This is a genomic window from Micromonospora okii, assembly GCF_020884795.1.
GTDB lineage: Bacteria > Actinomycetota > Actinomycetes > Mycobacteriales > Micromonosporaceae > Micromonospora > Micromonospora okii.
In genome coordinates this window covers 511,167-530,171 of sequence record NZ_BBZF01000013.1, presented here as the reverse complement: position 1 = coordinate 530,171, position 19,005 = coordinate 511,167, and the positions used below count along the sequence as shown (strand labels likewise).

17 protein-coding genes are annotated in these 19,005 nt (G+C 72.8%); 8 read left to right on the top strand and 9 right to left on the bottom strand.

What is annotated here, in order from left to right; all coding sequences use genetic code 11:
* The first annotated feature begins 158 nt into the window (after positions 1–158).
* Complete coding sequence (locus LPU43_RS05510) at positions 159–1,604, top strand: glycosyltransferase 87 family protein (protein ID WP_229399116.1); 1,446 nt, start codon at positions 159–161, stop codon at positions 1,602–1,604.
* 13 nt (positions 1,605–1,617) lie between these two features.
* Here LPU43_RS05510 and LPU43_RS05505 read toward each other — a convergent pair whose 3' ends face one another.
* From LPU43_RS05505 to moaC, 4 genes are read right to left on the bottom strand one after another with little or no spacing between them, the layout of a single operon-like run.
* Positions 1,618–2,049, bottom strand: coding sequence for a molybdenum cofactor biosynthesis protein MoaE (locus tag LPU43_RS05505; protein ID WP_373321651.1), 432 nt, complete (start codon positions 2,047–2,049; stop codon positions 1,618–1,620).
* Between the two features lie 17 nt (positions 2,050–2,066).
* Positions 2,067–3,326: a molybdopterin molybdotransferase MoeA gene (locus LPU43_RS05500; protein ID WP_229399114.1), complete on the bottom strand. Its 1,260-nt coding sequence runs from the start codon at positions 3,324–3,326 to the stop codon at positions 2,067–2,069.
* A gap of 19 nt (positions 3,327–3,345) precedes the next feature.
* Entirely contained in the window at positions 3,346–3,816 is a 471-nt protein-coding gene (locus tag LPU43_RS05495) for a MogA/MoaB family molybdenum cofactor biosynthesis protein (protein ID WP_229399113.1), read from the bottom strand.
* A complete protein-coding gene (moaC, locus tag LPU43_RS05490; protein ID WP_229399112.1) occupies positions 3,813–4,304 on the bottom strand; it encodes a cyclic pyranopterin monophosphate synthase MoaC in 492 nt (163 codons plus the stop codon). The genes LPU43_RS05495 and moaC overlap by 4 nt, the downstream gene beginning before the upstream one ends.
* Positions 4,305–4,696: 392 nt before the next feature.
* On the opposite strand from moaC, the gene LPU43_RS05485 reads away from it, so the two are divergent.
* The 4 genes from LPU43_RS05485 to LPU43_RS05470 are packed head-to-tail and all read left to right on the top strand — an operon-like array spanning position 4,697 to position 9,624.
* A complete protein-coding gene (locus LPU43_RS05485; RefSeq protein WP_229399111.1) occupies positions 4,697–7,216 on the top strand; it encodes a putative bifunctional diguanylate cyclase/phosphodiesterase in 2,520 nt (839 codons plus the stop codon).
* Positions 7,213–8,514: a glycosyltransferase 87 family protein gene (locus tag LPU43_RS05480; protein WP_229399110.1), complete on the top strand. Its 1,302-nt coding sequence runs from the start codon at positions 7,213–7,215 to the stop codon at positions 8,512–8,514. The genes LPU43_RS05485 and LPU43_RS05480 overlap by 4 nt, the downstream gene beginning before the upstream one ends.
* Positions 8,515–8,573: 59 nt before the next feature.
* Complete coding sequence (locus LPU43_RS05475) at positions 8,574–9,209, top strand: phosphoribosyltransferase (protein WP_229399109.1); 636 nt, start codon at positions 8,574–8,576, stop codon at positions 9,207–9,209.
* 19 nt (positions 9,210–9,228) lie between these two features.
* On the top strand, positions 9,229–9,624 hold the full coding sequence (locus LPU43_RS05470; protein ID WP_229399108.1) for a TFIIB-type zinc ribbon-containing protein: 396 nt from the start codon (positions 9,229–9,231) through the stop codon (positions 9,622–9,624).
* Between the two features lie 159 nt (positions 9,625–9,783).
* Here LPU43_RS05470 and LPU43_RS05465 read toward each other — a convergent pair whose 3' ends face one another.
* Positions 9,784–12,450, bottom strand: a complete 2,667-nt coding sequence (locus LPU43_RS05465) for a replicative DNA helicase (protein WP_306416114.1) — start codon at positions 12,448–12,450, stop codon at positions 9,784–9,786.
* A gap of 410 nt (positions 12,451–12,860) precedes the next feature.
* Between LPU43_RS05465 and LPU43_RS05460 the strand changes: the two genes are divergently transcribed.
* Positions 12,861–14,342: a hypothetical protein gene (locus LPU43_RS05460; RefSeq protein ID WP_229399105.1), complete on the top strand. Its 1,482-nt coding sequence runs from the start codon at positions 12,861–12,863 to the stop codon at positions 14,340–14,342.
* 84 nt (positions 14,343–14,426) lie between these two features.
* Here LPU43_RS05460 and rplI read toward each other — a convergent pair whose 3' ends face one another.
* From rplI to rpsF, 4 genes are all read right to left on the bottom strand, one after another.
* Positions 14,427–14,873, bottom strand: coding sequence for a 50S ribosomal protein L9 (rplI, locus tag LPU43_RS05455; RefSeq protein WP_229399104.1), 447 nt, complete (start codon positions 14,871–14,873; stop codon positions 14,427–14,429).
* A 14-nt stretch (positions 14,874–14,887) separates the two neighbouring features.
* Complete coding sequence (gene rpsR, locus LPU43_RS05450; protein ID WP_007073789.1) at positions 14,888–15,127, bottom strand: 30S ribosomal protein S18; 240 nt, start codon at positions 15,125–15,127, stop codon at positions 14,888–14,890.
* A gap of 41 nt (positions 15,128–15,168) precedes the next feature.
* Positions 15,169–15,684: a single-stranded DNA-binding protein gene (locus tag LPU43_RS05445; protein WP_229399103.1), complete on the bottom strand. Its 516-nt coding sequence runs from the start codon at positions 15,682–15,684 to the stop codon at positions 15,169–15,171.
* 97 nt (positions 15,685–15,781) lie between these two features.
* Positions 15,782–16,072 carry a 30S ribosomal protein S6 gene (gene rpsF / locus LPU43_RS05440; RefSeq protein WP_074315517.1) on the bottom strand — a complete coding sequence of 97 codons (291 nt, stop codon included), beginning with the start codon at positions 16,070–16,072 and terminating at the stop codon, positions 15,782–15,784.
* 618 nt (positions 16,073–16,690) lie between these two features.
* On the opposite strand from rpsF, the gene LPU43_RS05435 reads away from it, so the two are divergent.
* Positions 16,691–17,482, top strand: a complete 792-nt coding sequence (locus LPU43_RS05435) for a deoxyribonuclease IV (protein WP_229399102.1) — start codon at positions 16,691–16,693, stop codon at positions 17,480–17,482.
* Positions 17,479–19,005, top strand: a 1,527-nt coding sequence (locus LPU43_RS05430; RefSeq protein ID WP_229399101.1) for an ICP22 family protein, incomplete at its 3' end; no start/stop codon positions are given. The genes LPU43_RS05435 and LPU43_RS05430, both read left to right, overlap by 4 nt.

Here is a 19,005-nt window from a genome sequence, read left to right as displayed (position 1 = left end):
GAACCACCCGGTAGGCGTTAACGCGGTGGAAATGTAAAAAACCAGTGTGGGATCGGACACGGTCGCATAACGCGGGAGGCAGTGAGGTGAGGCGCCGTTCTAGAGTCCGTGCTGGACCTGAACGGATAGGACGACCTTGGTACGGGGGTGGCCACGCCATGCCGGCGACCGTCGGACGACGGATTGACCGCCTCGCCCAGGTCCGTCGTGCGGCCCGCCGGGTCGACCGCAGGACCGCGGTGCGGGCCGGGGTCGTGGCCACTGTCGCGTACGCCGCGTGGCTCGCCATCGGCGCCTTCGGGCGACCGTACAACTTCTTCGACATGAAGATCTACCACGGCGCGGTCGTCTGGTGGGCCAACGGCAACGAGTTGTACGACTTCATCGCGCCCTCCACCACGCTCGGCTTCACCTACCCGCCCTTCGGTGGGCTCGTCATGCTCCCCATGGCCCTGGTCGGCGTCGACGTCGCCGGGTGGCTGAACGTGCTGGCGAGCGTCGCCGCGCTCGCCCTCGTCCTGGCCGGGCTGCTGCGGCCCGTCGTCGACCGGCTCGGCTGGCCGCTCTGGTACACGGTGGGAATCGCGACGCCGATGGCCGTGGCCCTCGAGCCGGGCCGCGAGACCCTCGGCTACGGCCAGGTCAACCTGCTGCTCTTCGCGCTGATCATGGCCGACCTGATCGGGCTGCGCTGGCGGGCGAAGCGGGGCACCCGCTCCGGCCCCGCCGACGGGCCGCTGCGACGGTTCGTGTTCAGCGGGGCCTGGGCCGGGGCCGGCATCGGCCTGGCCACGGCCATCAAGCTCACCCCCGCGCTGTTCATCGTCTACCTCGTGATCACCCGGCAGTGGCGGGCGGCGGCCACGGCGGTCGGCACCACGATCGGGGTGACCCTCACCGGCTTCGCCCTCGTCGGCACCGAGTCGCGGGCGTACTTCGGCAGCGTGCTCTGGCAGACCGAGCGCGTCGGCGCGGCCGACATGACGCCGAACCAGTCCCTGGCCGGCCTGCTCGCCCGCCTCTACGACTCAATCGAGACGCCCGGCCTGCTCTGGCTGGCGTTCTCCGTGCTGCTCCTGGCCCTCGGGCTGTCCCGGGCCACCAGCGCCCGCGCCGACGGCGACGAGCTGACCGCGTTCACCCTGGTCGGGCTCACCGCCAACGTGATCAGCCCGATCTCCTGGACGCACCACCTGATCTGGGTCGTCCCGGCGATCATCGTGCTGGCCGACGCCGCCCTGCGCCGCCGGGAGGCGAGCCGGGGCCTCGCGCAGCGCGCCGGCCAGTCGCCGTACGGCGGGTTGCCCGCGGTCAACGGGCTGCGCCCGCCGATCTGGTACCCGACGCTGACCGGCCTGCGGCACGGCGCGGCGGCGCTCGGGCTCTACCTGCTGTTCCTGATCTCGCCCATCTGGCCGTACGAGCACCAGCTCCCCGAGGTGTCCCACTACCAGGACGGCCTGTTCGGCGCGCTGATGGAGAACTCCCTGGCCCTGGCGCTGATCGTGCTGGTCGCGGCGCTGCCGTGGCGGCCGGGTGCCGAGCCCGCCTTCTACACCGACCGGCTCAACCGGGCCGCCCCGCTCAACGCCGCGCGCCGCTGAGCACTGCCGCCGCTCAGGGGCAGTTGACCCACTCCTCGGTGCCGTCGGCGAACACCTGCCGCTTCCAGATCGGCAGCCGCGCCTTGACCTCGTCCACGAGCCGGGCGCAGGCGGCGAACGCGGCGGCCCGGTGGGCGGTGCTCACCGCCGCGACCAGGGCCGCGTCGCCGATGTCGAGCGGGCCGACCCGGTGTGACACCGCCACCGCGTACACGTCCGGGTCGGCGGCGATCTCGGCGGCGACCTCCCGGAGCACGGCGGCGGCGCTGGGGTGACCCTCGTACTCCAGGCTGATCACCGCGCGGCCGTGGTCGTGGTCGCGGACGACGCCCTGGAACGACACCACCGCACCGGCCCGCCGGTCGGCGACGGCCGCCTCGTGCGCGGACAGGTCCAGCGGCTCGGCCGTCACCGTGCCGTGGACGACCGGCTCCGCGATGGTCACGTCGGCTCCTCCGGTCGTCACCAGGACCGCTCCCCGGGGAGCAGGGGCAGCGGCACGACCGGCACCCGCGCGCCCGGCTCGCCGGTGGCGCCGGGCCGGATCACGGCGAAGCCGTCCGCGCCGGCCAGGCCGCGCAGCATCGCCGACCCGACGTGCCGGACGGGGTGGGCGGTGCCCGCCGCCCGGTCCAGCCGGACGAGCGCGAGGTGGGTGTAGTCGCCGCGCCCCGGCACCGGCTCGGCGAGCGTGGCGTGCGGCAGGACCGGCATCGGCCGGCCCTGCACCCCGGCGAGCAGCGGCGCGACCAGCGAGACGAGCGCGACGATCGCCGACTGCGGGTTGCCGGGCAGGCCCGCGACGAAGCGGACCCGGCCGTCCGGGTCGGCCAGGCGGGCCAGCAGCATCGGGAAGCCCGGCCGCACGGCGACCGTGTTGACCACGTAGTCCGCGCCGAGCGCCTCCAGGGCGGGATGCAGGTGGTCGACGGGGCCGTGCATCGTCCCGCCGGTCGTGCAGACCAGGTCGGCGGTGGAGAGGGCCTGACGCAGGGCCGCCACGTGCGCCGGGAGGGTGTCGGCCACCGGGCCGACGACGTCGGCCGGGCGCACCTGGCAACCGTACCGGCGCAGCCACGCCGGCACGGCGGGCCCGAGGGCGTCACGGACCCGGCCGGCGGCCGGCGGGCCCGAGGTCAGCAACTCGTCGCCGAAGACCAGCAGCGCGGCGCGCGGCGCACGGCGCACCCGCAGCGTGTCGTGCCCACAGGAGGCGGCCAGGCCGATCACCGCCGGGTCGACGGGGGTGCCGGCGGGGAGCAGTTCCTCCCCGGCGTACGCCTCCTCGCCCGGTTCCCGCCACTCCGGCTTCGCGCGGGGGGTGCCGGCGACCCGGCCGTCGGCCGTACGGGTGGACTCCTCGACCCGCACGATCGCGGTGACCCCCTCGGGCACCATCGCGCCCGTGGCGATCTCGACGGTGGTGCCGTCCTCGGCCAGCGGGGGCGGGGAACCGCCGGCCAGCACCCGGCCGACGACCCGCCACGGCCCGTCCCCGCGCACCGCCCAGCCGTCCACGCTGGAGGTGGGGAAGGCGGGCAGGTCGGTGCGGGTGACCAGCGGCTCGGCGAGGCTGTGCCCGTCGGCCTCGGCGAGCGGCCGAGCGACGGCGGGCAGCGCGGCGGCCAGGCCGACGGCGTACACCCGGGATCGGGCCTCCTCCCAGCCGGCCGGCGGCGGTACGGCGGCCTGTTCCGCGGCGGGCGCGGTTTCCGTGCTCACCGGCCGAGCCTATCCCCGGCTAGTGGTCGCCGCCGCGCACCTGGTCCACCGCGTGGGCCAGGATGGGGCCGAGCACGGCGAGCCCGTCGCGGGCGCCGCCGGTGGAGCCGGGCAGGTTGACCACCAGCATCCGGCCGGCCACCCCGGCGAGCCCCCGGGAGAGCACCGAGGTGGGCACCCGGTCCCGGCTGTGCGCCCGGATCGCCTCGGCGATGCCGGGGATCTCGTAGTCGAGCAGCGCGCGGGTCACGTCGGGGGTGCGGTCCGTCGGGGTGATGCCGGTGCCGCCGCTGGTCAGCACCACGTCGACCCCGTCGGCCAGCGCGGCCCGCAGCGCCGCGCCGACGGGCTCGCCGTCGGGCACGACCACCGGCTCGTCCACCTGACAGCCCAGCTCCCGCAGCCCGGCGGCGAGCAGCGGGCCGCTGGTGTCGGCGTACACGCCGGCTGCGGCGCGGTTGGACGCGACGACGACCCGGGCGCGGATCACGGCCGGTCCTCCGGCCGCGCCCACAGGCCGGTCTTGCCGCCCTCCTTGCGCAGGACGCGCACCGCGTCGACCGACGCCGCCGGGTCGACGGCCTTGACCATGTCGACCAGGGCAAGGCCGGCGACCGCGACGGCGGTCAGCGCCTCCATCTCCACGCCGGTGCGGTCGGCGGTGCGCGCCGTGGCGGTGATCTCGACGGTGTCGTCGGTCAGCGCGAGGTCGACCGTTACCCCGTGCAGCGCGATCGGGTGGCACAGCGGGATCAGGTCGGGGGTCCGCTTCGCGCCCATGATGCCGGCCAGCCGGCCGACGGCGAGCGCGTCGCCCTTGGGCAGCCCGTCGCGGCGCAGCAACTCGACGACCTCGGCGGTGGTGCGCAGCCGGCCGGCGGCCACCGCGAGCCGGCCGGTGACCTCCTTAGCGGAGACGTCGACCATGCGGGCCGCGCCCGCCGCGTCGACGTGGGTGAGGCGGGCGGGATCGGTCACGATGGCGAGCCTATCCCCGGCGTGCCCGCGCCCGCCGCTGCGGGCACCGTCCGGTTCCGGGCGCGGCGCACTAGGCTGTAAGCGACCGCCTTTATCGCTCAGCGGCGCGGTCGAGGGCGCGGAAAGCAATTCCACGCGAAGCGCTCCGCACAGGCGCGATGGACGCAAAGTCACAAACCGCTATCGTCTTGACTGATATTGCATATAACGACATTTATATGTACAGAAATGGACTCGCCTCGTCTTAGGCTTCTCCCCGTCCGGCAGGAAGCAACAGACACTGGGGGTCGAGATGAAGTCGCACGAGTGGCACTGAGAGCACTTCTCGGAGCTGGGAAACATCAGTACCCTGGGGAGGCATAGCGCCATCGCTGACCACACGAGGACGATGGGTGGCTCTGAAGAATCGACGGCCCGAGACCGAGTGGCGACTCCTGTCGCTAGTCGGTCTCGTCGTCATTTCCGCCGCCACCGTCCTCGTCATTTCCGCCACTCGGCTCCGCACCGGAAGTGACACCGCAAGCCCCGCCCTCTGGGCCGCGCTCATCTCGCTGATCGCCGTCGGGGTCACGGTAAAGGTCCGCATCAGAATCAAGGCCACGAACCACGACATCGCCTGGACCGAGACCGCCATCCTGATCGGCCTCGCCGTCGCGCCCACCCCCATGGTCGTCATCGCCACCGGCCTCGGCATCGCCGTCACCATCTGGCTCCACGCGAAGACACCGGTCAAGGCCCTCTTCGGCATCGGCAAGAACACGCTCGTCGCCGCCACCGCCGGAGCGGTCCTCCACGCCACCGGCTGGCGCACCGGGGACGACTTCACGACCCACCTCGTCCTGCCGCTCTCCGTCGCCTACCTGTCGGCGGTCCTCCTCGACGAGCTGGTCACCCTCCCGGTCATCGCGATGGCCACCGGCGAACGACTGCGCGACCTCTTCCGGGAGGACTGGGGCCTCCGGGTCGCCACCGCCGCCGCCCGACTCTTCATGATCATCGGAACCGTCTTCGTCCTCCGCGCGGACAGGGGCCTCCTGCTCGCCGTCCCGCCGCTGGCACTCAGCCTGCACCTGCTCTACTCCAACCGGGTCCGGACCCGCACCGAGCAACAGGCGTGGCAGCGCCTCGCCCGCACCACCGACGCGCTGAACGTCGTCGACCTCGACAAGGTCCTCACCACCGCCGTCACCCGCGCCGCCGAACTCTTCTCCGCCGACGAGGTGGAGATCGCCCTGCGCGAGGGCGACCGGACCGTGCGGGGCGCCGCCGGCACCCTCACCTACGACGGGCCCACCGAGCAGCGCGATCCCGTGGACGGGTCGGTGATCGAGACGCCCCTCGAAGGGCACGACCGGGCCGTCGACGTCGGCACCCTCCGGCTGCGCTTCCACGGCCCCGTCCAACTCTCCGAACGCGAGCAGTACACCCTGCGCACCTTCGCCTCCGCGCTCTGCACCGCCGTCCGCAACGCCCAGGCGTACGCCGAACTGGCCCGCGTCGCCGACGAACACGCCTACGCCGCCACCCACGACGCCCTCACCGGCCTGGCCAACCGCCGGCACCTGCTCGACCAGGGCAACGAACAGCTCGGCACCCGGCACGCCGACGGCGTCACCGCCCTCGTGCTGATCGACCTCAACCACTTCAAGGAGGTCAACGACACCCTCGGCCACGCCGCCGGAGACCAGGTGCTCACCCGGGTCGCCGAGCGGCTGCGCGACGCCGCGCAGGCCAACGACCTCGTGGCCCGCCTCGGCGGCGACGAGTTCGCCGTGCTCCTGCGCGGCCTGCCCGCCCCCGCCGTGGCCGCCCACCGGGCCGAGGCCCTCCTCGGCGCGCTGCACGAACCGTTCGACCTCGACGGCATGCGGATCAGCGTCGAGGCCAGCGGCGGCATCGCCGTCGCACCCCCCAGCGGCGGGATGGCGGAGCTGCTACGCCGCGCCGACGTGGCGATGTACCAGGCCAAACGCGCCGGCCAACGAACCTCCACGTACGCGCCCACCCGCGACACCGCCGACCTCGGCCGGCTCGCCCTCGGCGGGGAACTGCCCCGCGCCGTCGCCGACCACGAGTTCACCGTCAACTTCCAGCCCATCGTCGACCTCGGCACCGGCGAGGTCACCGGCGCGGAGGCCCTGGCCCGCTGGCACCACCCCGTACACGGCGTGATCGACCCCCTGCGGTTCCTGGAGGCCGTCGAACGCTCCGGCCTGCTCCCGGCGTTCGCCGAGGCCATCCTCGACCAGGCGCTCATCGCCGCCGACGACTGGCGCGCCGCCGGCTTCGACCTCCCCGTCGCCGTCAACGTCTCGCCGCGCAGCCTCCTCGACGCCCGCTTCGCCGGCTCCGTGCTCGCCCGCCTGCGCGCCCACGACCTCCCACCCGACCGGCTCGTCCTCGAACTGACCGAGACGCTGACCCTCAGCCAACTCGACGTCGTCGACCGGGTGCTCAGCCGGCTCCGCGACGCCGGCGTCCGGCTCGCCCTCGACGACTTCGGCACCGGCTACTCCTCCCTCTCCCTGCTCTCCCGCATCCCCGTGCACGAGCTGAAGATCGACCGCAGCTTCGTCTCCGCGATGGAGGGCTCCGCCGAGTCCGCCGCCGTCATCCGGTCCACCCTCGACCTCGGCCGCAGCCTCGGGCTCACCGTCGTCGCCGAGGGCGTGGAGAGCGAACCGCAGCGCCGCGCCCTCTGGAAGCTCGGCTGCACCGCCGGCCAGGGCCACCTCTTCGGCCGGCCGGTTCCGGCCGGGACTCTCCTGTCGACCCTGCACCGCGGTTTCGGCGGACGCACCGGCGCCCTCGCCCCGCCGCTGCACGACGCCGGCGCCGTCGTCCGGCTCCCCGCCGGCCGCCGGCAGGGCGGCAAGGGCCGCGGCGACCATCTGCCACACTTGCCCGCGTGACCGCCGCCGCCACCACCGAGCGCACCACCCGCACCCGTGGAACCTGGCGGAGGATCGACCTGGCCGCCGGCGGCCTCGCCCTCGACCTCGGCCTCTACGCCGCCTCCGCCACCTTCGCGGCGTTCACCGCCGTCGCCTCCACCCTGCCACCCCACCGCGCCTGGGGGACCATCGCCGCGCTCGGCTACCTCGCCGCCGCCCTCGCCGTCGCCGGCCAGCTGGCCGCCCGGCAGCGCAACCCCGCCTCGACGCTGGCCGGCCTCCCGGCCCGCTGGGCCGTCACCGGCCTCGCCTGGGCCACCGCCACCCTGCTGCCGCTCGTCGAACAGAGCATCCAACGGGCCGGCGGGCGCGCCGACCGCGCGCAGGAGGAGGTGCTGGTCACCGAGCACGCCGGCAACCGCCTCCTCGACACCGGCACGCCCTACCTCGGGCACGACGCGATCGCCGCCCTCCCCGCCGACGAGCGACTGCTCGGCTACACCCCGTACCAGCCGGGCATGGCCCTGTTCGGCCTGCCCCGGGCCGTCGCCGACGGCTGGTGGACCGACGCCCGCGTCTGGTTCGCCGCCGCCACCGCCCTCACCCTCGCCCTGGCCGTGCGGGCCCTGCGCACCGGCCAACCCACCGGTCACCCGACCAAGCGGTCGGCGGCCGTCCTGCGGGGCGTGCAGGGCGCGACCGTGCTGCCGATCTGCGCCCTCACCCTCGCCACCGGCGGCGACGACCTGCCCGTGCTCGCCCTCTGCCTGCTGGCCCTCGCCCTCGCCGCCACCGACCGGCCGGGCCGCGCGGGCCTGGCCATCGGGGCGGCCGGCGCGCTGAAGCTCTTCGCCTGGCCCGTCGCCCTCGTGCTGATCGCCTGGGCGGCCACCCGCCGCTCCACCGGGCGACTCGCCGCCGGCGCGCTCGGCGTACCCGCCCTCGCCCTGCTCCCCGCCCTGCTGGTCGACCGGGACGCGCTGGTCGAGAACGTGCTGCGCTTCCCCCTCGGCCACGGCCTCGTCACCAGCCCGGCGCAGTCCCCCTTCCCCGGGCACCTCATCGCCACCACCCTGCCCGCCGGCCGGGTCGTCGCCGCCGCGCTGCTCCTCGCGGCCGGGGCCGCCATCGCCGTCCGGCTCCTGCGCCGCCCGCCCCGCACGGCCACCACCGCCGCCCTGATCTGCGGGTACGGGCTCCTCGCCGCCATCGCGCTGATGCCCTCCACCCGCTTCGGCTACCTGCTCTACCCCGCCGCCCTGCTGCTCTGGGCCCCCGCCCTGACCCGCCCCGAACCGGCAGCCCCCGCCCCCTGACCCGGCAGTCTTCGCCGGAGTCCCGGCGCGACCGGCCGACAGGGCGTACACCTTGAGGAATGACGACGCCCTACCGCGACCGCGAGGACGCCGGCCGGGTCCTCGCCGATCGGCTCGCCGGGCTGGTCGGGCAGCCGGACGTCACCGTCCTCGGCCTGGTCCGGGGCGGCGTGCCGGTGGCCCGTGTGGTCGCCGAGCGGCTCGGCGCCCCGCTCGACGTGCTGGTGGTCCGCAAGCTCGGCATGCCCCTCGCGCCCGAGGTCGCCTTCGGCGCGCTCGGCCCCAACGGGGTGCGCGTGCTCAACGAGCAGGTGTCCGGCCGCGTACCCCCCGACGACGTCGCCGACGTGCAGCGCCGCGAACAGGCCGAACTGGAGCGACGGGAACGCCTCTACCGGGCCGGCCGCCCCCCGCTCGACCTGACCGGCCGCACCGCCGTCGTCGTCGACGACGGCCTCGCCACCGGGGCCACCGCCCGAGCCGCCGTTCAGGTCGCCCGCCAACTCGGCGCCCGCCGGGTGGTCGTCGCCGTCCCGGTCGGCGCCCCCGACGCGTACGAGATGCTGGTCGCCGAGGCCGACGAGGTCGTCTGCGCCCAGCGCCCCGCCGCCTTCGGCTCGGTCGGCAGCTACTACGAGGACTTCCACGAGGTCTCCGACGACGAGGTGAACGAGGCGCTCACCACGGCAGGGTGACACCACCGGGTACCTTCGGATGATGCAGCTCACCTGTCCCAAGTGCCACGGAGAAATGCGCCAGTACGAGCGCAGCGGAGTCGTCATCGACCAGTGCGGCGAGTGCCGGGGGATCTTCCTCGACCGCGGGGAACTGGAGAAACTGTTCGAGGCCGAGGCGAACTGGAACCGCCAGCAGTCGGCGAACGCCCCCCGCCCCACGCAGCCCGGCCAGGTGCCCGGCGGCTACCCGCCGCCCCCGCCCCCCGCCCACCAGCCGGGTTACGGCGCGGTGCCCCCGCCTCCGCCCCCGCCGCCCGCGCACGGCTACCCGCCGCCCGCCCCCGCGTACGGCGGGCACGGGCAGCAGCACTACGGCTACCACGGCCACTACCGCCGCAAGAAGCACGGCTTCCTCGGCGAACTGTTCGACTGACCGCCGCCGCGCCGGGCCGGCACACCCAGCTGGCCCGGCACCACCCGTCAGTTCCGGCCGGTGGCTCCGCCGGCCAGATGTGGACGACGTCAGCTACTGGCCCACGTCCACCGCCATCCTGACGGATCACCGCTGATCGCCTGACCTCATCGGCCGGAATCAGACGATGGCCATGTCCACGAAACGGGACAGGTGGAGCTGGGCCGCCACGGTAACGCTGTCGGTCGGGCCATTTCGATGCTTGGCAACAATGAAATCCGCCTCGCCCGCCCGCGGCGATTCCTTGTCGTAATAATCGTCTCGATGCAGAAGGATCACTACGTCAGCATCCTGCTCGATCGAATTGTGGGTGGAGATACCGTTGGCGATGAAGTTGTGCGTTCCCAGGACTGTGGCGTCGTAGACGTCACGCTCACCGACCGACTCAATCGATACGATTTCGTCCCAGAAGATGTCGTTGGTGGCGTGCAGATCAAGTTCTGCAGAGTCGAGGACCGCAGCGATCTTCGCTAGCCTGGACCTGCTCGGCGCGCGCTTCCACAGCGCGCTGCCGCAGAACTGGGTTCCGATGGCCCCGGCGAAATCCCGATGGCTCATGCCTCGGTCGACCAGAATCTGACGGACCTCCGACCAGACTTCCCTGGGTACGGTGTCGACGTTGGTGTTGCTTCCCCGAGCCTCCAGGATGGCTAGGAGAGCAGCACAGTTGGCCGACCGCTGGCCGTGCACGCCAATCTCCCGAAGAAACCGGAGTTGGTCGTCGCGGCCGGAGATGTCGAGCGTGTACTGGGGCCGGTGGCGTGCCACCGGAACGTCCCGGAGACGGGCAGTGATGCCGTATCGGAGCAGGAGCCGGGAGATGTCCTCCAACATTCGACGGCTCGTCGAGGAGAAGTAAATCCGGCCTCCCCGGTCCGACTTGTTGACGCAGACGGACCCGTCGGTTGCCCAGAGGTGGCGAAGGAACGCCGTGATCTGCTCTTTCGGAAGAGCGAAGACCGGCTGCGGCACAAACTTCTCGTGGGATCTAAGGCCGAACAGTCCGAGGCCGTCCAACCATTCGGCCACGGGGTTGCGACGGCCCCGAGCCAGCGGGTAGGGCGCAGGTAGCCGGAGAGTCGTCACACGGGCCGCCGCGTATTCGTCGCGCACGGAGGATATGCCGAAGTGCTTGGCCGCCTCGGTAACCGCCTGCAAATTTTCTTCGTCGCAACTGGCGTACCGGATCGGTTGCCGGCGAACGAACGAGCCGTCACCCAACAGGTGGGCCAGTAACACGATCTCCGCCTCCGCCCAGGGCTTGGTGACGAGCGGCGGGGGGACATGTCTCGGGGTTGCGATACGCGCCCCAGCGGACAGTTCCCCCAGCGGCACCCAACCGGCAAAGGTCAGGAAAGGATGATTGGCTGTGGCGTGGATCCGCTTCCCCGAGGCCAGCGTCAGCCGGAACACCTCACGGGTTCCGCTGGGAAAGACGTGAGTCATTGTCCGGGGCGTGTATCGGAGGCTCTCGTCGAGCGCCCAGACCGGAGTGTCCTTAGCTCCATCGGCGAGAAGCTCGCCCAACGTGACCTCTGCGTTGTTGTCCGCTCGAATGACCCGCGTCTCCGCCGTGAGGCAACCCGACTCACGCAGGTCCGATAGCTGGGGCCGCTTGTCGGTGCGCTGCTCCGGGCCACGGTTCAGCTGGCTGACCGCGATCACCGGGCACTCGACCTCCTTGGCGAGCAGCTTCAGGCCACGGGACAGGTCGGCGACCTCCTGCTGCCGGCTCTCGGTGCGCTTCGGCGAGGTCATCAGCTGGAGGTAGTCGACCACGATCAGCTTGAGGTCGTGCTTCTGCTTGAGCCGGCGCGCCTTCGCCCGGATCTCCATCAGGTTCATGCTCGGCGTGTCGTCGACGAAGAGCGGGGCCTCGCTGATCTCGCCCATGCACCGGGCCAGCTTGGTCCAGTCGTCGTCGGAGAGCTGGCCGCTGCGCAGCACGTGCAGCGGGACGCGGGCCTCGGCCGAGAGCAGTCGCATGACGATCTCGACCTTGCTCATTTCCAGCGAGAAGATCGCCGCAGCCTGGTTTGCCCGGATAGCGGCGTTTCGCGCGAAATCCATGCTGGCGGTCGATTTGCCCAGACCAGGTCGCCCCGCCACGATGATCAACTGACCGGGGTGGAGGCCGTTGAGCAGCCGGTCCAGGTCCGTGAAGCCCGTGGGCACGCCGGTCATCACGCCGCCCTGCGCGCCGACCGCCTCGATCTCGTCGAGGGTGGGCTGGAGCATGTCGGCCAGGACGGCGAAGTCCTCGCTGACCCGGCGCTCGGTGATCTCGTAGACGGCCTGCTGGGCGAGGTCGACGATGTCGTCGACGTCCCGGGTGCCGTTGTTGCCGGTGCCGTACCCGAGCTGCACGATCTTCGTACCGGCCTCGACGAGCCGGCGGAGCACCGCCCGCTCGCCGACGATGCGCGCGTAGTAGGCGGCGTTCGCGGCGGTGGGCACGCTGGCGATCAGCGTGTGCAGGTACGGGGCGCCGCCGATGCGGGCCAGGTCGCCGGAGTCGGCCAGGGCGGCGGCGACGGTGATCGGGTCGGCGGGCTCACCCCGGCCGTAGATGTCGAGGATGGCGTCGAAGATGGTGGCGTGCACCGGGCGGTAGAAGTCGGTGGACTTCAGGATCTCCACGACGTCGGCGATGGCGTCCTTGGAGAGGAGCATGCCGCCGAGGACGCACTGCTCGGCGGCGACGTCCTGCGGCGGGGTCTTCTCGAACTGGCCTTCCCGTGGGGCGGGCGCTGGTGACTGGCCGCCGCCTCGTGGTTCCGTCCGCATGTCGTCGGTGACCGACACGGGTCCCCCCTCCGCTGCGTCGGCTCGAAGTACCGTCGGGCGTGACGACACCCGATCGGACCGGTCGGGTCGATCGGGGGGTCATCGCACCGTCGGTCGAGAGGCAACCATACGGAACCCGAGGTCAGCGACTCAACCGCGCCGGTGGACGAGCCTTGGGACAACCTGTGGACGCCGGGGGGCAACCATGTGCGTAGGGTGTGCACAGGTTGTGGAAAACCGTTGGGGAATTCTTGCCGAAATCGCCCTGAGCTGCGGAAACTCTGTCCCCAGCCTGTGGATGACAAATTTCCGGTGAGCTTGCCCGCTCCCTCGTCCCGTACCATCTCCCGCGAACGGCTACATCTGGACAGTGGGCAGCACTTTCGGGCCAGGAGGGTCACGCGCCGGCGGTGAAACACCGGGACTCAGGACGCGGGGACGACAGCCCGCGCGAGGGGCAGCCGAGCGTCCCGTTCGACGCCTTCGGCAGCCGGGCTCCGACCGATCCGCACCGCTCGGACGCCGAGCGCCACGGCACGCCGAGCCGTCGCCGGGCCGCACGGCGGGGGCAACGGGAGCCGGACGAGACGTACCTGCCCCGGTGGGCGGTGGAGTCGGGCGTCGGGCGGGCCGACGGCCGGGGCCGGCATGCGGCACCCGAAGACGATGACGACCCTCCGTACCGCTCCGGTTCCGCGTACGACAGCAGCGGAACGGCCGGCGAATGGCGGCGTGTCGGCGAGGCGGCCCGGTGGGGGGCTTTGCCGGCCGGTGGGGCCGCCGGCTCCGAGCACACCGCCGGGTGGCGCGCCTTCCGTGACGCGGGATACGTGGGCAGCCGGCGGGCGGAGTCGTCCGAGGACGACCGGGTGCCGGGGCCGATGTCGGAGTCGCCGGGCCGCCCCTCGGTCCCCTGGTCGGGGCGCGACGCCACGGGCAGCGCCGGGTCGGGCACCAGTGACCCCGACGCCGTCGGCCCGGGCCCCGGGCGCGGCGTGGACGGCTGGTCGACCGGCCGCAGCCGCCGGGCGGGGGCCGAATCCGGGTTCACCCGGCCGGCGGTGGACCCGCCGGGGTGGGGCGTCGCGGGCGCACCGGCGGCCGGCGCGGAGGCAGTGACCCATCGGCCGGCGGTCGACCCGTGGGATGCCTCGGGCGTGCACGCCTGGCGTCGGTCGGGCGTCGAGGGCGGGTGGGAGTCGCCGTCCGACCCAACCGCCCTGGACGGGACCGGGGCGTTCGCCCGGTACCGGGGCGAGGGCCCCGGGCGGCGGGGCCGGGGCGACGCGCCGCAGGCCGGATGGGACACGACCGAGGAGCGGCCCTGGCCGGAGCATGTGGAGGAGTTCTGGTTCGGCAGCCGGCTCGCCGGCGACGATCCCCGGTGGATGGGTGAGCCGGACTCCGCGCCACGGTCGCAGGTGGCTCATTACGCCGCGCCACGGCCAGGGGCGGAGACACGGCCCGAGCCGGAGAGGCGGCCCGGAGCGGAGTCGGGGTCGGGGAGTCTTCCCGGCGGCGGGGACGAATTGCCCGGCCGGACTCCGGGCGGGCCCCTGCGTTCGCTGGCGTACACCGCCGCCTGCTACCTGTTCCCCGCCGTGCTGGTCCTCGTGTGGCTGCTGACGCTCAGCGGTGAGCCGCCGGCCGGCTGCGTGACCGCCATCGGCGGGGGCGGCTGCGATTCGCCCCGGTCGCACGTCCTCGGCTCGCTGGGCGAGGGGTTGCCCCGGTTCGGTCTCGCGCTGGCCGGCAGCCTCGTCGTGGCGCTGTTGCTACGCCGGGTGGGCACGCCCTGGCGGCCGGCGACCGTCGCGGTGGCGGCGGCGGTGGTCGGCGGCGGGCTGTCGACCTTGATGATCAGCGTGGCGACGGGTCAGCCCCTCGGCTGACCGGGCGGACGGCCGTCCCGGGGGTAGTGCGCAGGGCCCGCACCGGCGAACCGGTACGGGCCCTGCGGTGGTGCTGTCGGGGCGTCAGCCCTGGACGACGTTCAGGTCGAACTTGGCGGTGACCTCGGGGTGCAGCTTGATGCTGACCGGGTACGCGCCGAGCGACTTGATGTGGCTGGGCAGTTCCAGCCGACGACGGTCCAGGCTGGGGCCGCCGGCCGCCTTGACGGCGTCGACGATCTCGGCCGGGGTGACCGAGCCGAAGAGCCGCCCGCCGTCGCCGGCGCGGGCCTTCAGGCTGACCTTGAGGCCCGCGAGCTGGGCCTTGACCTCGTTGGCGTGGTCGAGGTCGCGGATCTCCCGGGCCGAGCGGGCCCGCTTGATGACCGTGACCTGCTTCTCCGCACCCTTGGTCCAGGCGATCGCGAAGCCCTGCGGCAGCAGGTAGTTACGGCCGTAGCCGTTCTTCACCTCGACGATGTCGCCCGGGGTGCCGAGGCCGGACACCTCCTGAGTCAGGATGATCTTCATGGCGGTGCCTCCTCTCAGCGGGCCGTGGCCGTGTACGGCAGGAGCGCCATCTCGCGGGCGTTCTTGACCGCGCGGGCGATCTGCCGCTGCTGCTGCGAGGTCACGCCGGTCACCCGCCGAGCGCGGATCTTGCCGCGGTCGGAGATGAACTTGCGCAGCAGCGCGGTGTCCTTGTAATCGATGTAGGTGATCCCGTCCTTGTCGAGCGGGTTCACCTTCTTCTTCGGCTTGCGAAGGGCCGCAGCCTTAGCCATTGCACGTGCTCCTGGTTTGCGATCGCGGGCGCTCGGCGCCATTAGAACGGGGGCTCCTCGTCGAAGTTGCCACCCGAACCACCGCGCGAGGGTGCCGGAGCGGCGGAGGCCCAGGGGTCGTCGAAGTTGCCTCCGCCGCCGCCCTGACCGCCACCACCACCGCCGCCGAAGCCGCCGCCACCGCCGCCCGAGCGGGACATCTTCTGCACCTTCGCCGTGGCGTAGCGCAGAGACGGGCCGATCTCGTCGACCTCCAGCTCGATGACGGTGCGCTTCTCGCCCTCGCGGGTCTCGTAGGACCGCTGACGCAGCCGGCCCGACACGATCACCCGGGCACCGCGCTGGAGCGACTCGGCGACGTGCTCGGCGGCCTGACGCCAGACCGTGCACGCGAGGAAGAGCGGCTCGCCGTCCTTCCACTCGCCGGACGCCTTGTCCATGAACCGGGGCGTCGAGGCGACCCGGAACTTGGCGACCGCGGCCCCCGAGGGGGTGAAACGCAACTCGGGGTCATCGGTCAGATTGCCGATGACCGTGATGGTGGTGTCTCCTGCCATGACCATCTCCTCGCACACTCATCGTTCGCCGTACAGGCTCTCAGAGCCCTACGACAGCGTCGATGAGGCTGATCCGGGTGGACCGGGTTGAATGCTGTTAGCGCATCTCCGGCCGGATGACCTTGGTGCGCAGCACGGACTCGTTGAGCCGCAGCTGACGGTCCAGCTCGGCCACCGCCGCAGGCGTGGCCTGCAGGTCGACGACGGCGTAGATGCCCTCGGCCTTTTTGTTGATCTCGTACGCGAGGCGCCGGCGGCCCCACACGTCGGTCTTCTCCACCGAGCCACCCGCGGTCCGGATCACGTTCAGGTACGTGTCGAGCGACGGGGCGACGGTGCGCTCCTCGAGGCTGGGATCGAGGATCACCATGACTTCGTAGTGACGCAAGACGTGCTCACCTCCTGTGGGCTAAGCGGCCACGGTCCTTCCGTGGCAGGAGGTCGTGCGTCGTGCCCGCTCCGGGACGGGGGAACCCGGCCGGACGCGGACAACCGGACCAGGATACCCGGCCCGGACGATCATGCCTCGGCAGGCCGCGCCTCCCGGGCGCACCGGGGAACGGGGCCGCCCGGGCGTGGTCGCGGAGGCGACGCACAGAGACGGGGCCCGGGCGACGATCGCGCGTCGACCCGGGCCCCGTCCACGGGGGCCGCGGGGCGTCCCGTCCGCATTCCTTGGGTGGGACCTGGGGAGGAACGACCACACCGATGAGGTTGGACCGGAACGCCCCGCGGAGCTTTATCGTGCTGTTATCTGACGGTACAATGACTATCGTCACGTGTGGGTGCAATTGGAAGTTTTTACCCGGGAATATGCGAGCCTCCGGAGAAAACGGACCGGGAGAGCCGACCGTCGATCCCACCCGAACCAACGACCGGCGGTGGTCCGGGTGACGCCGACCGGTCCGACGAGGCGCGCGACGACGCCCGCCGATCCCTCACCGGACACCGCCACCCGGCCGCGCCGTCACCCCGCGCGTCGGCGTCGCGACGTAGGCTCGCCTGCATGCGTATCGGAGCCCACGTCGATTCCGCGGACCCGCTGTCGGAGGCGACCACCCGACAGGCAGAGGCCGTGCAGTTCTTCCTGTCCGACCCGCAGGGCTGGAAGGCCCCGGAAAAGCGGGAGGACGCCGACCTGCTGCGCGCCGCCGAGGTCGATCTCTACGTCCACGCGCCGTACGTCATCAACGTGGCGACGCTGAACAACCGCATCCGCATTCCCAGCCGCAAGCTGCTGCTCGGCCACGCCACCGCGGCGGGGCAGATCGGCGCGAAGGGGCTGATCGTGCACGGCGGGCACGTGAACGCCGGCGACGACCTGGCGGTCGGCTTCGACAACTGGCGCAAGACCTTCGCGTACGCGGCCGACTCCGGTGGCTTCGCCGTGCCGGTGCTGATCGAGAACACCGCCGGCGGCGACAACGCCTGCGCCCGGCGTCTCGACGCGCTGGCCCGGCTCTGGGACGCCGTCGGGGAGTACGAGGTGGGCTTCTGCCTCGACACCTGCCACGCCCACGCCGGTGGTGAGGAGCTGCTCGACCTGGTCGACCGGGTCAAGGCGATCACCGGGCGGATCGACCTGGTGCACGCCAACAACTCGAAGGACGCGTTCGGCTCCGGGCGGGACCGGCACGACAACCTCGGCGGCGGCACGATCGACCCCGAGCTGGTGGTGGCCGTCATCCGGGCGGCGGACGCACCGGTGATCGTGGAGACCCCGGGCGGGGCGGACGGCCAGGGCGCCGACATCGCCTTCCTGCGGGAGCGGATCGGCGCGGGGAGCGTTGCGGCATGACGACAGACCAGTCCGACGAGGCCACCGCCGCGGCGAAGCCGAGCGTGGGCGGCACCGGCAACGAGACCGCTGCCGACGCCACGACGGGTAGCAGCTCGCCCGGCGGCAAGACCCCCGCTCCGGCCGGCAAGCCCCCCACTCCCGCCGCCGAGGCTTCCGACTCCGCCGGCAAGACCCCCGTTCCCGCCGCCAAGGCTTCCGATTCCGGTGGCAAGACCCCCGACTCGGGCGGCACGGCCCCGGTCTCGGGCGGGAAGGGCCCCGACGACATCGCCGGGAGGAAGGCCGGCTCGGGCACGCCGACCGACGACGAGAAGGGCACCGACGGCAAGGGCACGGACGACAAAGGCAGCGACGGCAAGGGCACTGCCAGCCGGAACGGCGACGAGAAGAGCGGGAACGGCGCCGGTGGGACGCCGGACCTGTGGGAGGCGTTCGCGCCCGCCCCCGAGCCGGTGCCGGGCCGGCTGCGCCGCGTGCTGCGGCCGGTCGGCCGGTTCTGCGTCCACGAGTGGACCCTGGCCGTGGTCGCCTCGCTGGCCCTGGCGGTCGCGCTCACCTGGCCGACGCTGCGCTACCCGCTGTACACGCTGCCGCAGGACTACTGGGACCCGAGCCTTCAGGCCTGGCAGATGGCCTGGTCAGGGCACATCCTGCTGACCGAACCGGCGCAGTTGTGGCACTCCAACACGTTCTTCCCCGAGCCGTGGAGCTTCGCCTTCTCCGACACGCTGCTCGGGTACGCACCGGCCGGCATGATCGGCACCGGCCCCGAGGCCGCCCTGCTGCGCTACAACATCGTGTTCGTGCTGGCCCATGCGCTGGCCACGTTCGGGGCGTACGTGCTGGCCCGGCAGCTCGGCGCGGGGCGCGCGGGCGCGGCGGTGGCCGGGGCGAGCTACGCGTACGCGCCGTGGCTGCTCGCCCAGGCGGGGCACCTGCACATCATCTCCAACGGCGGCATCCCGCTCGCGCTGGCCATGCTGGCCCGGGGGCACGGCTGGTCGCTGCGCCACGGCTACCGCCCCGAGCGGCGGCGCGTCGGGTGGGTGTATGCGGGCTGGGCGGTGGCCGCCTGGCAGCTCAGCCTGGGCTTCGGCATCGGGCTGCCGTTCGCGTACGTGCTGGCGGGGGCGACGCTGGTCGCCGCCGTCACCTGGTTCGTCCGGCGCCGGCCGGCGCGCCGCCCGTTCGGGGCGCGGTTGCTCGTCGCGGACGCGGTCGGCGCGGTGCTGTTCGCCGGGGTGGGCGGGCTGCTGGCGATCCCCTACTTCAAGGTCACGGAGCTGCACCCGAACGCGGAGCGGACCCTGGCGGACATCGGCGTCTACTCCCCGCCGTTCCTGGGCTTCTTCACCGCCCCGGCGGAGTCGCGGCCCTGGGGCGGAATGCACGAGGCGGCGCGGGCGACCCTGCCCTGGAGCCCGGAGATGACCCTGCTCCCCGGCTTCGCGCTGTACGCGCTCGCCGCGGGCGGGCTCTTCTTCTCGGTGTGGCGGGTGCGGCACCGGCTGCTGCTGCTC

Bases quoted from the DNA above. Each gene is read 5' to 3' on its own strand.
- LPU43_RS05470 (WP_229399108.1), top strand. From the start codon at position 9,229: ATGATGCAGCTCACCTGTCCCAAGTGCCACGGAGAAATGCGCCAGTAC.
- LPU43_RS05510 (WP_229399116.1), top strand. From the start codon at position 159: ATGCCGGCGACCGTCGGACGACGGATTGACCGCCTCGCCCAGGTCCGT.
- rplI (WP_229399104.1), bottom strand. From the start codon at position 14,873: ATGAAGATCATCCTGACTCAGGAGGTGTCCGGCCTCGGCACCCCGGGC.
- rpsR (WP_007073789.1), bottom strand. From the start codon at position 15,127: ATGGCTAAGGCTGCGGCCCTTCGCAAGCCGAAGAAGAAGGTGAACCCG.
- LPU43_RS05465 (WP_306416114.1), bottom strand. From the start codon at position 12,450: ATGCGGACGGAACCACGAGGCGGCGGCCAGTCACCAGCGCCCGCCCCA.
- LPU43_RS05445 (WP_229399103.1), bottom strand. From the start codon at position 15,684: ATGGCAGGAGACACCACCATCACGGTCATCGGCAATCTGACCGATGAC.
- LPU43_RS05435 (WP_229399102.1), top strand. From the start codon at position 16,691: ATGCGTATCGGAGCCCACGTCGATTCCGCGGACCCGCTGTCGGAGGCG.
- LPU43_RS05475 (WP_229399109.1), top strand. From the start codon at position 8,574: ATGACGACGCCCTACCGCGACCGCGAGGACGCCGGCCGGGTCCTCGCC.